Annotated in this window: 15 protein-coding genes; 7 read left to right on the top strand and 8 right to left on the bottom strand. The window is 70.8% G+C overall.

What is annotated here, in order from left to right:
- Positions 1-34: 34 nt before the first annotated feature.
- From ACIWQI_RS04825 to ACIWQI_RS04810, 4 genes are all read right to left on the bottom strand, one after another.
- On the bottom strand, positions 35-946 hold the full coding sequence (locus ACIWQI_RS04825) for an ABC transporter permease (protein WP_396655981.1): 912 nt from the start codon (positions 944-946) through the stop codon (positions 35-37).
- On the bottom strand, positions 946-2226 hold the full coding sequence (locus ACIWQI_RS04820; RefSeq protein WP_396655980.1) for a glycine betaine/L-proline ABC transporter ATP-binding protein: 1281 nt from the start codon (positions 2224-2226) through the stop codon (positions 946-948). The genes ACIWQI_RS04825 and ACIWQI_RS04820 overlap by 1 nt, the downstream gene beginning before the upstream one ends.
- A gap of 224 nt (positions 2227-2450) precedes the next feature.
- Complete coding sequence (locus tag ACIWQI_RS04815) at positions 2451-3536, bottom strand: ATP-binding protein (protein WP_396655979.1); 1086 nt, start codon at positions 3534-3536, stop codon at positions 2451-2453.
- Between the two features lie 9 nt (positions 3537-3545).
- Entirely contained in the window at positions 3546-3848 is a 303-nt protein-coding gene (locus ACIWQI_RS04810) for a chorismate mutase (protein WP_396655978.1), read from the bottom strand.
- 58 nt (positions 3849-3906) lie between these two features.
- On the opposite strand from ACIWQI_RS04810, the gene ACIWQI_RS04805 reads away from it, so the two are divergent.
- From ACIWQI_RS04805 to ACIWQI_RS04790, 4 genes are all read left to right on the top strand, one after another.
- A complete protein-coding gene (locus ACIWQI_RS04805) occupies positions 3907-5022 on the top strand; it encodes an AI-2E family transporter (RefSeq protein ID WP_396655977.1) in 1116 nt (371 codons plus the stop codon).
- Between the two features lie 9 nt (positions 5023-5031).
- Positions 5032-6627, top strand: coding sequence for a LuxR C-terminal-related transcriptional regulator (locus tag ACIWQI_RS04800; RefSeq protein WP_396655976.1), 1596 nt, complete (start codon positions 5032-5034; stop codon positions 6625-6627).
- Positions 6628-6690: 63 nt separating this feature from the next.
- Positions 6691-7815, top strand: a complete 1125-nt coding sequence (locus ACIWQI_RS04795) for a flavin-containing monooxygenase (RefSeq protein ID WP_396655975.1) — start codon at positions 6691-6693, stop codon at positions 7813-7815.
- A gap of 22 nt (positions 7816-7837) precedes the next feature.
- Positions 7838-8863 (top strand): serine hydrolase domain-containing protein, encoded by a 1026-nt coding sequence (locus ACIWQI_RS04790; protein ID WP_396655974.1) that lies wholly within the window; start codon positions 7838-7840, stop codon positions 8861-8863.
- 8 nt (positions 8864-8871) lie between these two features.
- On the opposite strand, the gene ACIWQI_RS04785 is transcribed toward ACIWQI_RS04790, so the two are convergent.
- Together ACIWQI_RS04785 and ACIWQI_RS04780 are read right to left on the bottom strand one after the other, a co-directional pair.
- Positions 8872-10017 (bottom strand): lactonase family protein, encoded by a 1146-nt coding sequence (locus ACIWQI_RS04785; protein WP_396655973.1) that lies wholly within the window; start codon positions 10015-10017, stop codon positions 8872-8874.
- Entirely contained in the window at positions 10017-11300 is a 1284-nt protein-coding gene (locus ACIWQI_RS04780; protein ID WP_396655972.1) for an adenylosuccinate synthase, read from the bottom strand. Before ACIWQI_RS04780 ends, ACIWQI_RS04785 begins: the two co-directional genes overlap by 1 nt.
- 68 nt (positions 11301-11368) lie before the next feature.
- On the opposite strand from ACIWQI_RS04780, the gene ACIWQI_RS04775 reads away from it, so the two are divergent.
- Positions 11369-12100: a Pr6Pr family membrane protein gene (locus ACIWQI_RS04775; protein ID WP_396655971.1), complete on the top strand. Its 732-nt coding sequence runs from the start codon at positions 11369-11371 to the stop codon at positions 12098-12100.
- Here the strand turns inward: ACIWQI_RS04775 and ACIWQI_RS04770 are convergent.
- Positions 12037-12969, bottom strand: coding sequence for a DUF1254 domain-containing protein (locus ACIWQI_RS04770; RefSeq protein ID WP_396655970.1), 933 nt, complete (start codon positions 12967-12969; stop codon positions 12037-12039). The two genes, ACIWQI_RS04775 and ACIWQI_RS04770, sit on opposite strands and share 64 nt — an antisense overlap.
- A gap of 8 nt (positions 12970-12977) precedes the next feature.
- Positions 12978-14195, bottom strand: coding sequence for a cytochrome P450 (locus tag ACIWQI_RS04765; protein WP_396655969.1), 1218 nt, complete (start codon positions 14193-14195; stop codon positions 12978-12980).
- Positions 14196-14240: 45 nt separating this feature from the next.
- Between ACIWQI_RS04765 and argG the strand changes: the two genes are divergently transcribed.
- Together argG and ACIWQI_RS04755 are read left to right on the top strand one after the other, a co-directional pair.
- On the top strand, positions 14241-15683 hold the full coding sequence (gene argG, locus ACIWQI_RS04760) for an argininosuccinate synthase (protein ID WP_396655968.1): 1443 nt from the start codon (positions 14241-14243) through the stop codon (positions 15681-15683).
- A 113-nt stretch (positions 15684-15796) separates the two neighbouring features.
- Positions 15797-18361: a penicillin acylase family protein gene (locus ACIWQI_RS04755; protein WP_396655967.1), complete on the top strand. Its 2565-nt coding sequence runs from the start codon at positions 15797-15799 to the stop codon at positions 18359-18361.
- Positions 18362-18372 lie beyond the last annotated feature (11 nt).

Raw genomic sequence — 18372 nt, 5'->3', positions numbered from 1 at the left:
GTGATTCGACGCAGGGGCGTCGAAGAATGTGCCATCATGCGCCCGCGGGTTCCTTCTCGGCGGTCGCCGGGCTCTCGCCGGTGACGGCCCGCCTTCGCGGGCGCCGCGCGGGGCCTGTGGCCGCGAAGGCCCCCGTGATGCGATCGAGGATCATCGCGATGATCACGACGGCGAGGCCCGCCTCGAAGCCGAGCGCGATGTCGACCCGGCTGAGCGCCTGGATGATGTCCCGGCCGAGCCCCGGCGCCCCGACCATGCTCGCGATGACCGCCATCGACAGCGACAGCATGATGACCTGGTTGACGCCGGCCATGATCGACGGGCGCGCGAGCGGCAGCTGGATCTGACGCAGGATGCGGCCGGGGGTGGCGCCGAACGCGTTGCCCGCCTCGACGACCTCCTTGTCGACACCGCGGATGCCCAGCTCGGTGAGGCGGACACCGGGGGCGATCGCGAACAGGATCGTCGCGACGATGCCGGGGACGACCCCCACGCCGAACAGGAAGATCGCGGGGATCAGGTAGACGAAGGCGGGCATCGTCTGCAGGAAGTCCAGAATCGGCCGCACGATGGCCGAGACGGTCTGCGATCTGGCGGCCCAGATGCCGACCGGTATCGCGACGACCACGGCGATGACCACCGCCACCAGGGTGAGTGCGATCGTCTGCATCGCGTGGGTCCATTGTCCGACCGCGCCGATGAGCAGCAGCCCGATGACGGTGCCGATCGCGAGCTTGTAGCCTTTCGCAAGCCAGGCGATCGCCGTGATGGCGATGATGATGACCCAGAACGGCGGGGTGAGGAACAGCCACGCGACGCTGGTGTACAGCCCGCCGAAGATCGTGGCGATCACGTCGAAGAAGCCGCCGAAGGTGTCGATCACCCAGTCGATCAGGTCGGAGACCCACTGACCGAGCGGGATGCGGATCGCGTCGTCGCCGCCCATCAGCTCTGCGCCCCTTCCGTCGAAGTCGATTCGAGCACGTCGTACTCGTCGGCGATCTCGAGCGCCGCCGAAGGCACGATCGGGATCTCACGCGTGGTGGCCGGCACGTTGCCGAGCGCGGCCAGCAGCGTGACCCGGGGGATCACGCCCACGAGGCGGTGGTCCGCATCCACCACCGGGAGCGCGTGGGCCGAGCCGATGGCATCCTCGACGATGTCGGTGAGCAGGTCGTCGGGGCGCACGAACCGCGTCTTCTCGACGATCGCCCGCAGGTCGGTGCCGCCGGCCTTCACGGCACGGATGACCGCGCGGTCGGTGACCACACCGACCAGGCGCCGGCCCTCGACCGCGAACACCGCGCTGGCCTGATGCTCGCGCAGCACGCGCAGGGCCCCGCGCACCCCCGCCGACAGCGGCACGGTGAGATACGGCGGCTCCATGACGGCCGAGGCGGTGAGCACCCGCGCCCGATCGACATCCTGCACGAACTGCGCGACATAGTCGTTCGCGGGGTCGGTCAGGATCTCCTCCGGTGTGCCGTTCTGCACGATGCGCCCGTCGCGCATCACCGCGATGCGGTCGCCGAGGAACATCGCCTCGTTGAGGTCGTGGGTGATGAACACGATCGTGCGGCCGAGCTCCTGCTGCAGCTCGACGAGCTGCTCCTGCATCTCGCGGCGGATGAGCGGATCCAGCGCCGAGAAGGCCTCGTCCATGAGCAGGATGTCGGTGCCCGCCGTCAGCGCCCGGGCGAGGCCGACACGCTGGCGCATCCCGCCGGAGAGCTCATCCGGCATCGCGTCCACGCGGTCGCCGAGGCCGACCTTGTCGAGGATCTCGCGCGCCCGCTCGCGTCGCTCGGTCTTGCCGACGCCCTGGATCTCGAGTGCATACGCGGCGTTGTCGAGCACGGTCAGATGCGGCAGCAGAGCGAAGTGCTGGAACACCATCGACATCGACCGGCGCCGGATCGCGCGCAGCTCTCCGGCGCGCGCGGTGGTGACGTTCGCGCCCTGGACCAGCACTTCGCCGGCGGTGGGCTGCAGCAGGCCGTTGAGCATGCGGATGATCGTGGACTTGCCCGAGCCGGACAGTCCCATGATCACGAAGATCTCGCCGGGCTGGACGGTGAAGCCGGCGTCGATCACGGCGGCGGTGCCGACGTCGCTCACCTGCTCGCGGGTCTCGCCGGCCTTGAGCCGGCGCACGGCCTGCTGCGGGTTGCGTCCGAACACCTTGAACAGGTTCTTCGCCTCGACGGCGGGTACAGCGGTGGTCACGTGGATTGCCTCGGCGGCGGTGCGCGCCGCATCGGTCGCGTCCGGGTGACGATCGCCGGCCGTGCGTTTCCGACGCACAGCCCAGACCGCCGACCATACGTTCATCCGTCGGACATCCCCAGACGCCGCGGACGACCGCGGACTGGTCGTCGCAGGGCCCTCAGGCCCTCTATCCACGCTAGTACGGGCCTAGGGGAAAGCCAAACGGCCCCGCTGGGCCGTGCTCACCGCAGCGGCACCGGGACGTCGATGCCCCCCTCATGGGTCAGGCGCGAGGCCAGCTGCACGACCGCGGGCGTGGGGACGAATCCGCCGGCGAACAGCGCCTGCCCCTGGCCGAACTCCGGCGAGCGGGCCAGCAGGCTCTCGGGGGCGAACCCGAAGACGTTCGCGAGCTCCTCCAGGTCGCGGGCGGAGTTCATGCGCATGAGGGCGAGATTGTCGCACTGCGACAGCGCGTTCGGGTGCACCTTCGACGGACGTTGCGTGGACAGCAGCAGCCAGAGCCCGAACTTGCGCCCCTCCGCCGCGATCTGCACGATGCGCTCCGTGAGCAGGGCGTGCACCGCGTCGACGGGATCCGGCGAGCAGAGATTGTGGGCCTCGTCGATGACGATCAGACGCGGCCGGCGCGAGACGCGGTTCTCCCAGAGGTGGTCGAGCACCCCGAGCGCCGCGGCGCGGAACTCGGCGTGGGTGTCGAACGACCCGAGGTCGACGACCGTGGCATCCGGCTCCTCGTCGATGTCGTCGGTGACCGATCGGCCTCCCCACGCCCACAGCGACCACTCGGCCACGCCGAGGTTCTCCAGCCGCACCGCGAAACGCCGCAGCACGTCGCGCTCCGCCCCGCGCAGGTACGGCAGCAGCTGTCCCTGCCCGATGGACTGCGCCTCCGGCTCGATGTGCAGCATCGCGTTGTAGATCTCGGCGTCGTGCATCGGATCGATCCCGAGGATCGCCGCCCGCGAGATCAGCGGCATGCCGAGCAGCCGGACATGAAGCGGATGCTTCTCGTCGTCGCGGCGGAACACCCGGATGTCGCGCTCGGCGAGCGCGGCGGCATCCTCTTCGGGCGCATCCTCGCGCAGGTCGCCGAGCCGCACGAAATCGGAGTTGGGATCCAGCACGATCAGCGGCAGGCGCGTGTGCAGCAGCACCTGCTCGAGCAGGACGCCGAGCGCATACGTCTTCCCGGATCCGCTCTGCCCGCACCAGAAGGTGTGCCGATTCAGCCGGGGGGCGACGATGCGGGCCGGGGTCGGATCGGCGGAGTCGAGCAGGGTTCCGATCGGGAGCTCGCGAGCCATACCCGCAGACTAGCCGCCGGCAGCGGCGGTGTGATGGCGGATGACTTCCGCCACGACGAAGGTGAACCACTTCTGGGCGAACTCGGGGTCGAGGTCGGCCTCCTCGGCAAGACGCCGCAGACGTGCGATCTGCTGCTCTTCGCGGGCCGGGTCGGAGGGCGGCATCCCGTGCTCGGCCTTGAGGACGCCGACGCGCTGGGTCGCCTTGAAGCGCTCGGCGAGGAGATGGATCAGCGCCGCGTCGATGTTGTCGATGCTGCCCCGCAGCCGCCGCAGCTCGGCTTCGGCATGGTCGCTTGCGATGTCGCTCATGGCTCCTCCTCGCTGAAACCCTATCTTTCCCGGCCCTCCCGCCCCCTAGAGTGTGACCATGACAGACGTCGACAATGATGCGGCGGCGGCAGCGGAGCCGATCGTCGTGCCGGAGGAGCGCACTTTCTGGGCGAATCTCAACCACCCGTTCGCCGCCGGCTTCGCGCTCACCCTCGGCGGCCTCATCGCGTTCGCGCTGGGCGTGGCGTTCGTGAACCTCTCGACGATCATCATCTACATCGTGTTCGCGCTGTTCGCGGCCCTGGGGCTCGACCCGATCGTGCGCCTTCTCGAGCGCCGCGGCGTGAAACGCGGGTGGGCGATCGTCATCGTCTACCTGGGGTTCGCGGTCGTGCTCACTGCGGTGCTGCTGCTGGTCATCCCCGCTGTGGTCTCGCAGATCGCGCAGTTCGTGCGCGACATCCCCTCGATCATCGCGAACTTCCAGACGTCGCCGTTCTATCTCTGGCTGCAGCAGAACTTCGGCGACGAGGTCGGCAAGCTGCTCAGCGAGGTGCAGCAGTTCCTCACCGACCCCTCGAACATCGCCGCGATCGGCGGGGGCATCTTCCAGTTCGGCGTCACCGTCGCGACGACCATCTCGGGCCTGATCATCGTGCTGGTGCTGAGCCTGTACTTCCTCGCGTCGCTGCCGGCCATGAAGCAGGCGTTCAACCGTCTCGCGCCGGCTCGGCACCGCACCAAGATCAGCGGCATGACCGACGAGATCACCGACTCGATCGGCGCCTATCTCATGGGCATGGTCATCCTCGCCTTCTTCAACTCGATCGTGGCGCTGATCCTGCATCTGGTGCTCGGGCTGCCGTTCGCGGCGCTGATGGCCGTCGTGGCGTTCTGCATCACCCTCATCCCGCTCATCGGATCGGTGCTCTACTGGGGCATCGCCACCGGCATCGCCCTGTTCACCGGCTGGGTCCCGGCGCTCCTGTTCGCCGTGCTGTACCTCGTGTACATGCAGCTGGAGGCGTACGTGCTGACCCCACGGGTCATGAACCGCGCGATCTCGGTGCCCGGGTCCCTCGTGGTGATCGGCGCCCTCGTCGGCGGCACCCTGCTCGGGCTGCTCGGGGCCCTGGTGGCCATCCCGGTCACCGCGTCGATCCTCCTCATCATCAAACAGGTCGTGATACCGCGGCAGGACGCCAAGATCTAGCATGAGCGCATGGCGATCCGCGAGGCGACGGTCGTCGACTGGCCGGCGCGCAGCGCCGAGCTGGAGGCCAGGCAGGGCACACTCGACGCCGATGGGTGGGACGAGTGGGGCCAGGCCCTGTGGTTCCTGGGCCGAGAGGATGCCTGCGAGCACGCCTGGGCGCGCGCCCACGAGGAGTACCTGAGCGCGGGCCGCCTCGACGACGCCGTGCGCTGCGGCTTCTGGCTGTGCTTCGTGCTCGGCCACGCCGGTCGTGTGCTCAAGGCGCGCGCCTGGATGGACCGCGTGGTCGAGCTGTGCGGAGATCCGCCGGCGACACCGCTGCAGACGACGATCCGCGCGCTCGCCCTGGGGGCCGGGGCCTACGACCACGGCGACGCACGGGCATCCATCCCGCTGCTGCGCTCGGCACGCGAGGCGGCGGGCGCATGCGGTGAGCCCGACCTCGAGGTGATCGCCACGATGGGGCTGGGCCGCTCGCTCGCGGAGACCGGCGACCCCGAGGGTTTCGCGCTGCTGGATCGCGTGATGCTGATGATCGGACAGGGCCGCCCCAGCGACCGCGCAGCCGGACCCGCCTACTGCGCCGCGATCGCCAGTCTGCTGGCGCGGTGGGACCTCGAGCGGGCCCGCGTGTGGACCCGTGAGCTCGACGAGTGGTGCGATGCGCAGCGCGGGCTCGAGCCGTTCCGCGGGGAGTGCACGCTGCATCGGGCCGCCATCCTGCAATTGGGCGGCGAGTGGGGCGACGCCGCCGAGGCGGCGGCCGCGGTGTGCGACACCGAGCGGCAGACTTCCGTCCGCGCCGACGCCTGGTACCGGCTCGCCGAGCTGCACCGCGTCGCCGGTCGGCGCGACCGCGCCGAGCAGGCCTACCACGAGGCGGCGGCGCTGGGCCGGGAGGTGCAGCCGGGCCTGGCCCTCCTGCATCGCGATGCCGGGGAGCTCGACCGCGCCCGCGCGGGGCTGGCGCGAGCGCTCGCCACAGGGGGTGCGCCCGCCGAGCGAGCCGATCTGCTCGCCGCGTCAGCGCTCGTTGCGCTCGAGGACGGCGATCTGCCGGCCGCGCGAGCCGCCGCGGGCGAGCTGGAGCGCATCGCCGCCGCCTTCGGCACCATCTTCCTGCGGGCGCTCGCCGCGCACACGACGGGCGAGGTCGCACTGGCCGAACGGGCGGGGGGCGCGCTGCCGCTGCTGCGCGCAGCCTGGTCGGACTGGCAGCGCCTCGACGCTCCGCATCACGCCGCGCTGACCCGCATCGCGCTCGGTCGCGCGAGCCGGGCGGCCGGGGACGAGGAGGGCGCTCAGCTCGAGTTCGACGCCGCCCGACGCGCCCTGGAGTCGCTCGGGGCGCTGCCCGATCTGGCGCGCCTCGAACGCATCGCCGCACCGGCGGCAGACGAGGCCGGGCTCAGCGGTCGCGAGAGAGAGGTGATCGCCCTCGTCGCACGCGGCTGGTCGAACCGCCGGATCGCCGAGCACCTCTTCCTCAGCGAGCGCACGGTGGCCCGCCACGTCAGCAACATCCTCGCGAAGGTGGGCGCCGCCAACCGCGCCGGCGCAACAGCCTACGCCTTCCGGCATGGGCTCGCCGCGGCATCCTGATTGGTCATTTCTGCCGATGCGGCGCCGCGCCGCCTGCTCCTACCGTGCGAGCAGGAGGTTCTCATGTCCGCTATGCACACCCACACCGCCATCATCGGCGCCGGCGCCGCCGGACTGGTCACCGGCCGTCTCCTGGCCGAGCGCGGCGAGGAGTTCACGATCTTCGACGAGCACCCCCGGATCGGGGATGCCTGGCGCGAGCGCTATCGGTCGCTGCGCCTGTTCACGGCCGCGCGCCTGGCGAGCCTGGGGGGCATGCCCATGCGGCTGGGCCGGTTCGAGTACCCGACCGGCGCACAGCTCGCCGACTACCTCGAGGAGTACGCGCGTGAGCTCTCCCTGCCCGTGCGCACCGGATGGAAGGTGACGCGCCTGGCGCGCGAGGCGGGCCGCTTCATCCTCGAGTTCGCCGGAGGGGAGTCCATCACGGCCGACCGGGTGATCGTCGCCGCCGGTGGACATCGCCTGCCCGTGGTGCCGCCGTTCGCCGAGCGGCTCGACCCGGGCACGCGGCAGCTGCACTCGAACGACTACGCCGGCCCTGAAGACCTCGCGTCCGGGACGGTGCTCGTCGTCGGGGCGGGAAACGCGGGCACAGACATCGCCCTCGAAGCGGCCGCCGCGGGGCATCCCACGATCCTCGCCGGCCGCCACCCCGGCCAGGTGCCGGTCGACATCGACACCTGGTTCGGCAACCTCATGAGCGGCTTCGTGCTGCGCCGTCTCGCCGCCACCACCTGGGACACCCCGAAGGGGCGCGCCTTCCTCGAAGAGCATGCGGGTCACGGCGTGCGTCTCGTGCGCAACAAGCTCAAGGATCTGGATGCCGCGGGCATCCGCCGCGTCGGGCGCGTCGTGGCAGCGACAGGCGGTGCGCCGCAGCTCGAAGACGGCTCGATTCTCTCCGCCACGACCGTCGTGTGGTGCACCGGATCGCTGCCGAAGCTGGACTGGACCGACATCCCCGCGGTGTTCCCGCCCGGTCGCGGGCGGCTCGCCTGGCCGGTGCTGCACGAACGCGGCGTGGCGACGGCGGTCCCCGGTCTGGGCTTCGTGGGGCTGCCGGCGCAGCACTCGGCCGCATCGCTGTCGCTCATCGGCATCCCCACCGACGCCGCGCACGTGGTGGAACGGCTCATGGAGACACCGCGAGCAATCGACGCGACAGCCCGTGTTCCCGCACAGTGAGGGCGGCGCGTAGCATCCCGTCATGGACATCGACGCCGGGGCGCTCGACGACGCGGTCGCGAAGAACGCCTTCACCGGGGTGGCCGCGATCGACATCGCCGACCGGCGGGTGCTGGAACGCTGCGAGGGCTTCGCGCATCGTGCCCTGCGCGCGCCGATGACCGCCGACACGCGCATCGCCATCGCAAGCGGCAGCAAGTCGTTCACCGCCCTCGCGGTGATGCGCCTCGTCGAGGACGGCGCCCTGCGCCTGGATCAGCCCGTGCGCGCGCTGCTCGGCGACGACCTTCCGCTCATCGACGGGGCGGTCACGATCGAGCACCTGCTGACCCACACCTCGGGGATCGGCGACTATCTCGACGAGGAGGCGGACTGGGATCCGGCCGACTACGTGCTCACGCTGCCCGTGCACACGCTGACGACATCGCAGGCGTTCCTGCCGCTGCTGGACGGGCATCCGCAGACGTTCCGACCGGGCGACCGGTTCGCCTACTGCAACGGCGGGTACATGGTGCTGGCTGTGCTGCTCGAACGGGTCACCGGCCAGACCTACCACGACCTGGTGCGGCGGGTCGTGCTCGAACCGGCCGGGCTGGAGCGCACCGGCTTCCTGCCGCTGAACGACCTGCCCGCCGACGCGGCCTCGGGGTACGTGCACGACGAGGGCGACCTCGTCAACACGCTGCACCTGCCGGTGCTGGGCAACGGCGACGGAGGGGCCTTCACGACCGCAGCCGACCTGCACCGGTTCTGGCTGGCTCTGCTCGACGGGCGGATCGTGTCGCCCAGCACCGTCGACGACATGATCCGCCCGCGTCACCACGTGCCCGCCGAGCGCAAGCGCTACGGCATGGGATTCTGGCTGCACGAGAGCCACCCCGTGCTCGTGCTCGAGGGCTACGACGCGGGTGCGTCGTTCTGGTCGGGGCACGTGATCGGCACGCAGACGACGGTGAGCGTGCTCGGCAACAGCTCCGAGGGCGCCTGGCCGGTCATCGGCGTGCTGGCACGTGCTCTCGATGCCGAGCTCGCCGCACACGCGGGCTGAGCGCGCCCTCAGCCGATCGGGAGGAGGCACGCCGGCGACGGGGCCTGGGCGCGCTGCCGCACCCGGCCGGGAACGCCGGTGCGCTCGTCGAGCGTGAGTGCGGCGACCGCATCGGAGCGCTCGCCGGCAACCAGCAGCGTGTCGTCCGCGACCAGGTGGTGACGCGGCCAGCGCACGCCCGACTCGACGAGGGCGACGGGCTCCACGCGCTCGCCCGCACCGCGCACGCGCAGGGTCGCGATCGTGTCGGAGCCGCGCAGCCCCGCGTAGAGGAACACGCCGTCGCGCGATGCGGCCAGCTCGGCTGCGGCGTCGCCCGGCAGCGCGGCCGGCGAGACCGGCGTGCCGGACACGACGCCCCAACGGCCCGACGCCGCACGGGCCAGGACGAAGACCTCGCCCGAGTGCTCGGTGATCACGCAGAGATGGCCGCTCGGGTGGACGAGCAGGTGTCGCGGTCCGCAGCCGCGGGGCAGCACGACGTCGTGGTCGTGGCGCAGGCCGTCCGGCGCCGGGCGCCAGATGCGCACCAGGTCGAAGCCGGCGTCCGTCGTGGCCACGCGCCCCTCGGGGAGGAAGGCGGCGGCGTGGGCGCGGGAGGTGCGCCCCTCGACGAGCTCGGGAAGCGGGGTGCGCTCGGGAAGCGGGGTGCGCTCGGGGAGCGGGGTGCGCTCGGGAAGCGCGGTGCGCTCGGGAAGCGCGGTGCGCCCGGGGAGCGGGGTGCGCTCGGGGAGCGGGGTGCGCTCGGGGAGCGGGTACGGATCGGTCGCCGCGGCGGCGATGACCGGGTCGGCCGGGATGCCTGCGGCATCCAGCGTCATCCGCACCACCCGCCCGTCGCCCCAGCACGAGGCGACCAGTGACCCTCCGTCCGGTGCCACCGCCACGTGGCAGACGAGCTCGCCCGCCTCCGCCGGCATTCCGATGGCGGCATATGCTGCCTCACCGCTGCGGCGGAAGGCCTGGACGGTCCCCGCACCTTCGAGGGCCGCGTAGACGACACCGCCGCCGGGGTGGTGGGCGAGCCACGACGGCGAGCCCTGCACCGCGGCAGCGTCGCCCTCGAAAGCGAGGGCGCGCTCGGCCCGGAGCACGCCGACGCCGGTGGCGCGCCCGCCCATCTCGGCGGTGTAGGCCCCGACCAGCAGGAGCATCAGATCAGATCGCGCCGCACGACCACCGCGTCGCGCGAGGCGCCCACGCCGATCACCGAGATGTGGCTGCCGCTCATCTCCTCGAGTGCGAGCACATAGTCGCGCGCGGTGCCGGGCAGGTCGTCGAACGTGCGCACGCCCGAGATGTCCTCCTGCCAGCCCGGGAAGCGCTCGTAGATCGGCCGGGCATGGTGGAAGTCGGTCTGGTTGACCGGCATCTCGTCGAACCGCTCCCCGTCGACGTCATAGGCGACGCAGACCGGGATCTCCTCGAGACCGGTGAGGATGTCGAGCTTGGTCAGCACCAGGTCGGTGAGGCCGTTGATCCGCGTCGCATAGCGGGTGATCGGCGCGTCGTACCAGCCCACGCGGCGCGGGCGGCCGGTGGTGGTGCCGAACTCGAACCCGCGGGAACGCAGCCACTCCCCGCTCTCGTCGAACAGCTCGGTCGGGAAAGGTCCTGCGCCGACCCGGGTCGTGTAGGCCTTCACGATGCCCACCAGCCGGTCGAGTCGGTTGGGTCCGACGCCCGACCCGGTGGCCGCGCCGCCGGCCGTGGCCGACGACGAGGTCACGAAGGGGTACGTGCCGTGGTCGACGTCGAGCATCGTCGCCTGGCCGCCCTCGAAGACGACGACCTCGCCGGCGTCCAGGGCGTCGTTGAGCAGGAGCGACGTGTCGGCGACCATCGGCCGCAGACGCTCCGCGTACGACAGCAGGTCGTCGACGATCTCGTCGCACGTGATCGCGCGGCGGTTGTAGACCTTCAGCAGCAGGTGGTTCTTCTGGTCGAGCGCGCCCTCGACCTTCTGCCGCAGGATGTTCTCGTCGAACAGGTCCTGCACGCGGATGCCGACGCGGTTGATCTTGTCGGCGTACGCCGGCCCGATGCCGCGTCCGGTCGTGCCGATCTGGCGCTTGCCGAGGAAGCGCTCGGTGACCTTGTCGAGCGTCCGGTGGTAGTGCGTGATGATGTGCGCATTGGCGCTGATCCGCAGCCGCGACGTGTCGACGCCGCGGGCGTGCAGAGCCTCGAGCTCGGCGAACAGCACCTCCAGGTCGACGACGACGCCGTTGCCGATGACCGCGTTGACGCCGGGCGAGAGGATGCCCGAGGGCAGCAGGTGCAGCGCGTACTTCTCGTCGCCGATCACCACCGTGTGGCCGGCGTTGTTCCCGCCGTTGAACTTCACGACCCAGTCGGTACGGTCGCCGAGCAGGTCGGTCGCCTTGCCCTTGCCCTCATCGCCCCATTGGACGCCGACGATCACGATTCCTGGCATGAGGGGCCCTCCGGGTCACTCGGGACGGGTTGCACCCCATCCTATCGAGGCGCCTCTAGTGTGATCCCATGCCCGTCGTGTGGAGCGCGCTGCGGCTGCTGATGGCCGCGGCCATCGCGGCCGCCGTCGTCGCGCAGTTCATGAAGTCCGTCGCCACCGCCGCAGAGCTCGGCCGGGACGTCACCACGACGATCGTCAACTTCTTCAGCTTCTTCACGATCCTGTCCAACACGGCGGCGGCCCTCGTCCTCGCCTGGGCCGCCGTGCGGTGGTTCGCCCGTCGGGCGCGCGGCGCCGAGGCGACCGAGCCGCCGGCGCTCGGCGTCGCGCTGGCGTGCGTGTCGACGTACATGATCGTGACGGGGATCGTCTACAACACGCTCCTGCGCGGCATCCCGCTTCCGCAGGGGAGCGAGCCGATCCCCTGGTCGAACGAGATCCTGCACCTGGTCGGCCCGATCTTCCTGCTGCTGGACGTGCTGGTGGGACCGGGCCGGCGCAGGCTCGCCTGGAACCGCATCCTCATCGTCATCGCGGTCCCCCTCGCGTGGGCCCTGTACACACTCGTGCGGGGTCCGCTCACCGTGAACCCCGTGACGGGCGATCCGTGGTGGTATCCGTATCCGTTCCTCGACCCGCACCTGCAGCCCTGGGGCTACGGCGGCGTCGCCCTGTACATCGCCGCCATCGCGATCGTGATCGCCCTCGTCGCCTGGTTCGTGGTGGGCGTCGGACGTCAGCGGGCCACGAGATCCGGCAGCGACCAGGTGCCGTCGAGGAGCGCAGCGCGCGGCCGGTAGAACCGCACGAGGTAGTTCCACCCCTCCGGCAGCGGGATGCTGTTGGCCTCGCCCGCCTCGCCGGGCGGTGTGAACCGGACCGTGATCGCGCCGTCGGCGTCGGGTACGCCGGTGATGCTGTTCACCGTGTACCTGTCCTCCGAGTTGGGCTCGAAGAAGCCGGCGGCGTTGTACACCGACACCGACCAGAAGGCATCGACCGGCACGTCGCGGAGCGTGAGCTCGTAGTGGCCCACCGGCAGCTGCGGATCGACGCCGACGTAGGATGCCTCGCTCTGCGGCAGGCCGCCCCACCCTGCGGCGGTTCCGATGAGATGGCGCACCGGGTCGACCTCGTCCCGCCGCCCGAACATGCGGTCGAACCCGCGCAGGCCGGCCGCCAGCTGCAGCAGTGCCGCGCGGGTGGCGTCGAACGACGCGGTGTCGTAGTCCGGCAGCTCGAAGGACCGAGCCGAGCCGGCTGCGAGCGCCAGTCCGTCCTGCACGGATGCGACCGCGGCGAGGTCGGCCGGGTCGCCGGGATCGACGAGCGTCCGCACCGCGACGAGGGCGTAGTCGGTGCCCGGCGCCAGCGCAGCCAGGTCGTACGAGCCGGGGTCGTGCAGCACCGCACGCACGTAGTGGTCGCGATCGAGGATCATCACCGAGAGGTATCGGCCGGCCGCCTCCGGAACCGTCACGTGCGCGCCGCCGCTCAGGTCCACCACGGCGAAGCTGTACAGCGTGTCGCGGTTCAGGCGGATGACGGTCTGCTCGTCGATGGGGGCGGGGGTCCGATTGTGCCGGAAGACGTTCACACCGCCCGCATCGCGCTGGATCCCGTGGAGCATCCGGTCGGTCTCTGCCCGGACGAAATTGTCCGTGTTCACGTGCACGCTCATTCGTCCATCCAAGCAGGCCGGAACCGGATGGGGTAGCGCACCGGCCCCGTATTGCCCGACACGGGCAGCCAGGTCCCTTCGCCGTCGGGCTCGGCCTCCGGCATGCGTCCGGCCAGCAGCGGCAGGGCCACCGACATGTCGGTGCGGGCGACGAAGTGGCCGAGGCAGTGGTGGATGCCTCCTCCGAAACCGCTGTGCAGCGGCCGGTCGTCGCAGCCGATGTCGAACGGCACATGGTCGCCCATCGCGCGCGGGTCGGTGCCCATCGCATGGGAGAGCACCTGCACGATGCCGCCCTGCGGGATGTGCAGGCCGTGCAGGTCGACGTCTTCGACGGCCTCGCGGGTCACCCAGGTCACGGTCGGGTTCACCCGCATGACCTCTTCGACCGCTCGGGCGCCCAGCTCTGGCCGCTCGGCGAGCAGCCGCCATTGGCCGGGGTGCGCGAGCAGGGTCTGCAGCGCGAGTCCGAGCTGGTTGCGAGTGGTCTCCATTCCGGCGAAGGCGAGGAAGACGAGGGCCACGCTCAGTTCGCGGCGGCTGAGCTGGTCCCCCTCCTCGTGCGCGGCGATCAGCGTGGTGACCAGGTCGTCGCGGGGGTGGGCCTGCCGGTCTGCGACGACCTCCTCGATGTAGCCGGTGAGTCCCTCCAGCGCGGCCTCGATGCGCGGCAGGTCGCTGCGCACATTGATGCCGAACGACTTGCCGAGGTCGTCGGCCCAGTGCGCGACCTGCGGCCACTCGTCGTCGGGCAGCCCCAGCAGGAAGCACAGGATGCGCGCGGAGTACGGCTCGGCGAACGCGGTGACGAACTCGACCCGACGCCAGCCGTCGGCATCCGGTCCGGGGAACGCGTCGATGAGGTCGTTCGCCAGCTCCTGGAACCGCGGCCGCATCGCCTCGATCGTCCTGCTGCGGAAGGCGGGGCCGAGCAGCCGCCGCAGGCGCAGGTGATCCTGACCCTCCAGGCTCAGCAGGGTCTCCTGCCACCACTGGCGCCACGGGCCGTCATGGATGCCGTTCTGGTCGGGCCACCGGGCATTGCCCTGCCGGAACCGCTTGTCCTTCAGCAGTGCCGTGCCCTCGTCGTAGCGCAGGATCGCCCACCCGTACGGGGTCTCGGCGAACCAGTCCTCCTCCCGCGCCTCGTGCACCTCGGCCGAGGTCACGTCGAACGCAGGATCAGAGAGGTCGAGGTAGCGCACGCCCGTCATGGCCGGAGTCTAGCCGCGGACATCCGCTCACTAGACTTGAGCACCATGTCGAAGGTCCTCCAGTCCCTGCCCGTCGGCGAGCGCGTCGGCATCGCCTTCTCGGGGGGTCTGGACACCTCCGTCGCGGTCGCGTGGATGCGTCACAAGGGCGCCGTGCCCTGCACCTACACGGGAGATCTCGGCCAGCCCGACGAAGACGACATCGCCGCGATCCCGGACCGCGCGCTGGAGTACGGCGCCGAGGTCTCGCGCCTGGTGGACTGCCGGCGCGCCCTCGTGGAGGAGGGCTTCGGGGCGCTCGCGTGCGGTGCGTTCCACATCCGCTCCGGGGGACGCACCTACTTCAACACCACCCCCATCGGCCGCGCCGTCACCGGCACGCTGCTGGTGCGCGCGATGAAGGAGGACGGAGTCGACATCTGGGGCGACGGGTCGACGTACAAGGGCAACGACATCGAGCGCTTCTACCGCTACGGGCTGCTGGCCAACCCCGCGCTGCGCATCTACAAGCCGTGGCTGGATGCCGAGTTCGTCACCGAGCTGGGCGGCCGCGCCGAGATGAGCGCGTGGCTCGTCGAGCACGGGTTCCCGTATCGCGACTCGGCCGAGAAGGCGTACTCCACCGACGCGAACATCTGGGGTGCCACCCACGAGGCCAAGACCCTCGAGCACCTGGACGTGTCGCTGGAGACCGTGGATCCGATCATGGGCGTGCGGTTCTGGGACCCGGAGGTCGAGATCCGGACCGAGGATGTCTCGGTGACCTTCGACCGCGGCCGGCCGGTGGCCCTGAACGATCGCGACTTCGATGACCCCGTCGAGCTGGTCATCGAAGCCAACCGCATCGGCGGCCGGCACGGCCTGGGCATGAGCGACCAGATCGAGAACCGCATCATCGAGGCGAAATCCCGCGGCATCTACGAGGCGCCCGGCATGGCGCTGCTGTTCATCGCCTACGAGCGTCTGGTCAACGCGATCCTCAACGAGGACACTCTGGCGACCTATCACGAGCAGGGCCGGCGCCTGGGCCGCCTCATGTACGAGGGGCGGTGGCTCGAGCCCCAGTCGCTCATGCTGCGCGAGTCGATCCAGAAGTGGGTGGGCTCGGCGATCTCGGGCACCGTGACGCTGCGGCTGCGCCGCGGCGACGACTACACGATCCTCGACACCGACGGCCCGGGGCTGTCGTACGCACCCGAGAAGCTCTCGATGGAACGGGTGGGCGACGCCGCTTTCGGCCCCACTGACCGCATCGGCCAGCTCACCATGCGCAACCTCGACATCGCCGACTCGCGCACCCGCCTGGAGCACTACGCCGGACTCGGCCTCATCGGCGGGGCGACCGGCGACCTCGTCGGCCGGCTGGAGAAGGGCGAGGCCGACGAGATCACCGATCACGTCGAGAAGACCTCGGCCGAGGGCGAGCAGCTGGCCGAGGCGGTGGACGGCGCCTCGGAATCCGCGTCGTTCGACTTCGGCGCCGACTGAGGATTCCGAACGCCGTTCGGCATCCTCCCCGGCACGGGATACGATGCCGGGAGCCCACGCGCCGACCCGACCGCGTGCGGCTCGTCGTGCCCGATTGACTCGAGAGTGCCCTGATGACGACCCAGACCTCGCCGATCGACATCTCGTTCGATGACGCCCCGCCACGCCGCCGCTCCGTCGGCCGCATCATCGGCATCAGCGTGTTCGGGCTGATCGCAGGGATCGTCGTGCTCGCGCTGGTCGCCGCCGGCTTCGTCGCCTGGACCGTGCAGCGCTCGTTCCCCACCCTCGACGGCACCGTGCAGACGCCGGGCCTCAACGCCCAGATCGAGGTGATGCGCACCGAGCAGGGCGCGGCCACCATCGTCGCCAACACCACCGGCGACCTGTTCTTCGCGCAGGGGTACGTGCACGCGCAGGATCGCTTCTGGGAGATGGACTTCCGCCGGCACGTCACCAGCGGCCGGCTCTCCGAGCTGTTCGGCGAGTCGCAGCTGGAGACCGACATGTTCCTGCGCACGCTCGGCTGGCGCGCGGTCGCCGAGCAGGAGGTCGAGCTGCTGGACGACACCGTGCGCGGGTATTACCAGGCCTACGCGGACGGCGTGAACGCCTACCTCGCCGAGCACCGGGGCGCCGAGGCATCCCTCGAGTACGCGATCCTCGATCTTCAGAACCCGGGCTACGAGATCGAGCCGTGGACCGTCGCCGACTCGCTGGCGTGGCTGAAGGCGATGGCCTGGGACCTCCGCGAGAACATCGAGGCCGAGACCGAGCGCGCGCTGCTGGCGCAGGAGCACACGCCCGAACAGATCGCCGAGCTGTACCCGGCGTATCCGTACGACCGCAATCCGACGATCGTGCCCGTGCCCACGACCGCGCGCGCTGCGAGCGCAGGCTCCGGAGAGGATGCCGGCGTCCGCACCGCATCGATCGCCTGGACCGAGGTGGGCTCGGTCGTCGAGGCCGCGAGCACGCTGCTGGGCGGCGCCGGAGAGGGCATCGGGTCGAACTCGTGGGTCGTCTCCGGCGACCTCACCGAGAGCGGACTGCCGCTGCTGGCCAACGACCCGCACCTCGGCGCCTCGATGCCCTCGATCTGGCACCAGGTCGACCTCAAGTGCCGGGTCGTGACCGAGACGTGCCCGTTCGACGTCGCCGGGTTCGGGTTCTCGGGTGTTCCGGGCGTGATCATCGGCCACAACGCGCACATCGCGTGGGGCTTCACGAACCTGACGACGGATGTCGTCGATCTCTACATCGAGGCGGTCCAGGGCGACCAGTACTGGCGGGACGGCGTGCTCGTGCCGCTGGAGATCCGCCACGAGACGATCTCGGTCGCCGGCGGCGACGACGTGGACCTCGAGATCCGCTCCACCGTGCACGGCCCGATCGTGTCCGGGCTCACCGACGACTTCACCGCCGTCGCCGACGGCGACATCCCCGGCGGCGCCCCGGAGGGATCGGAGTACGCGGTCGCGCTGCAGTGGACCGCTCTGCAGCCGGGAACGACGGGGGCATCCATCTTCGCGCTGGACGTCGCCAAGGACTGGGAGGGGTTCCAGGCCGCGGCCGCCCTGTTCGACGTGCCCGCGCAGAACCTCATCTACGCCGACACCGCCGGGAACATCGGGTACCAGACTCCGGGGAAGCTGCCGATCCGCGGCGCCGGCGACGGGTCGCTCCCGCAGCCCGGGTGGGACAGCGCCTACGACTGGACGGGCTTCATCCCGTTCGAGGAGCTGCCGTCGGTGACCAATCCGTCGCAGGGCTACATCGTCACCGCCAACAACGCCGTCGTGGGCGCCGAGTACCCGTACTTCCTCACGAACGACTGGGACTACGGCTGGCGCGCCGCACGCATCGCCACGCTCATCCAGCGTCAGGTCGCGACCGGGAAGCTCACGGCCGAGGGCATGCAGGAGATCCAGGCCGACAAGGAGTTCTGGATGGGTCTGCAGCTGGCCGCCGCCTACAAGGATGTGCCGATCGCCGATGAGAAGGCCGCCGCGGCGGTCCAGCTGCTGCGTGCCTGGGACGGACAGAACGACGCCGACTCGCCCGCGGCCGCCTACGCGAACGTGCTCTGGGACACCCTGGCGGTGCGGCTGTTCGCCGACGCCGGCGCGCCGCTGACGAGTCAGAGCCGTCTGTTCCTCGTCGTCGACACGCTGCTCGACGACCCGGATTCGCCGTGGTGGCAGGCTGCCGGCGGCCCGCGCGATGCGGTGCTCGCCGACGTCGCGGTCGACGCCTACGCGCGGATGGTCGAGCTGCAGGGCGAGAACACGAGGAACTGGAACTGGGGGAGCCTGCACGCGCTGCGGCTCACCAGCAGCACGTTCGGCTCTTCGGGCATCGCGCCGATCGAGTGGCTGTTCAACCGGGGTCCGTTCCCGGTCGGCGGCGGCTCATCGGTGGTGGATGCCACCGGCTGGGTCGTCGGCGAATCCTTCGAGACCGTGACGGTGCCCTCGATGCGCATGATCGTCGACCTGTCGGACTTCGACCTGTCGCTGTGGAATCACCTCACCGGCAACAGCGGCCACGCGTTCCACCCGAACTACGTCGACCAGGCCGAGGACTGGGCGCACGTGCGGCTGTCGCCGTGGCCCTTCTCACGCGCGGCCGTGAAGGCCGCCGCGGCGCACACGCTCGTGCTCGCGCCGGCGGACTGACCCGCACGTCC

It is taken from the genome of Microbacterium sp. (genome assembly GCF_044508325.1).
Taxonomy (GTDB): domain Bacteria; phylum Actinomycetota; class Actinomycetes; order Actinomycetales; family Microbacteriaceae; genus Microbacterium.
This window is presented reverse-complemented; position numbering and strand designations above follow the sequence as displayed.

Bases quoted from the DNA above. Each gene is read 5' to 3' on its own strand.
- ACIWQI_RS04785 (WP_396655973.1), bottom strand. From the start codon at position 10,017: ATGCTCCTGCTGGTCGGGGCCTACACCGCCGAGATGGGCGGGCGCGCC.
- ACIWQI_RS04810 (WP_396655978.1), bottom strand. From the start codon at position 3,848: ATGAGCGACATCGCAAGCGACCATGCCGAAGCCGAGCTGCGGCGGCTG.
- ACIWQI_RS04765 (WP_396655969.1), bottom strand. From the start codon at position 14,195: ATGACGGGCGTGCGCTACCTCGACCTCTCTGATCCTGCGTTCGACGTG.
- ACIWQI_RS04775 (WP_396655971.1), top strand. From the start codon at position 11,369: ATGCCCGTCGTGTGGAGCGCGCTGCGGCTGCTGATGGCCGCGGCCATC.
- ACIWQI_RS04795 (WP_396655975.1), top strand. From the start codon at position 6,691: ATGTCCGCTATGCACACCCACACCGCCATCATCGGCGCCGGCGCCGCC.
- ACIWQI_RS04825 (WP_396655981.1), bottom strand. From the start codon at position 946: ATGGGCGGCGACGACGCGATCCGCATCCCGCTCGGTCAGTGGGTCTCC.
- argG (WP_396655968.1), top strand. From the start codon at position 14,241: ATGTCGAAGGTCCTCCAGTCCCTGCCCGTCGGCGAGCGCGTCGGCATC.
- ACIWQI_RS04755 (WP_396655967.1), top strand. From the start codon at position 15,797: ATGACGACCCAGACCTCGCCGATCGACATCTCGTTCGATGACGCCCCG.
- ACIWQI_RS04780 (WP_396655972.1), bottom strand. From the start codon at position 11,300: ATGCCAGGAATCGTGATCGTCGGCGTCCAATGGGGCGATGAGGGCAAG.
- ACIWQI_RS04815 (WP_396655979.1), bottom strand. From the start codon at position 3,536: ATGGCTCGCGAGCTCCCGATCGGAACCCTGCTCGACTCCGCCGATCCG.
- ACIWQI_RS04800 (WP_396655976.1), top strand. From the start codon at position 5,032: ATGGCGATCCGCGAGGCGACGGTCGTCGACTGGCCGGCGCGCAGCGCC.
- ACIWQI_RS04805 (WP_396655977.1), top strand. From the start codon at position 3,907: ATGACAGACGTCGACAATGATGCGGCGGCGGCAGCGGAGCCGATCGTC.
- ACIWQI_RS04790 (WP_396655974.1), top strand. From the start codon at position 7,838: ATGGACATCGACGCCGGGGCGCTCGACGACGCGGTCGCGAAGAACGCC.